This window comes from Mesorhizobium sp. dw_380, from assembly GCF_018588885.1.
Lineage (GTDB): Bacteria > Pseudomonadota > Alphaproteobacteria > Rhizobiales > Rhizobiaceae > Mesorhizobium.
The window spans coordinates 1-293 of sequence record NZ_JAFFIW010000165.1 but is presented as its reverse complement, the minus strand read 5'-3'; the positions used below and the strand labels follow the sequence as shown (position 1 = coordinate 293).

Sequence of the window (293 nt, the reverse complement as noted above, 5' to 3'; positions counted from 1 at the left end):
GGAAAAGCGAAGCCGCGCCAGTTGTGCGCACCTCGTTAGATGGTTTCAAGCTGGCTGAACCGAACCGGGATGAGTTTCCGAGTCTCAAGTTGCCCAGCAGCATCCTTGTCGATGATAGTCAGAAACTGAACTTCTTCAGACGCCAAAGGCAGAACAAGTCGCCCTCCTGGCTTGAGCTGATTCAGCAAAGCCGGCGGCGTCCGCTCAGCCGCCGCGCTAACCAGGATCTTGTCGAATGGGGCGTGCTCGGGCCAGCCGCGAGATCCGTCTCCGACACGAATGGCGACATTCGA

At 58.4% G+C, this 293-nt stretch carries 1 protein-coding gene; it reads right to left on the bottom strand.

Annotation, left to right across the window (positions count from 1 at the left end):
* Positions 1-35: 35 nt before the first annotated feature.
* Positions 36-293 (bottom strand): protein-L-isoaspartate O-methyltransferase family protein (locus JT360_RS33375; RefSeq protein ID WP_502845509.1); only part of this gene is annotated, 258 nt, incomplete at its 5' end.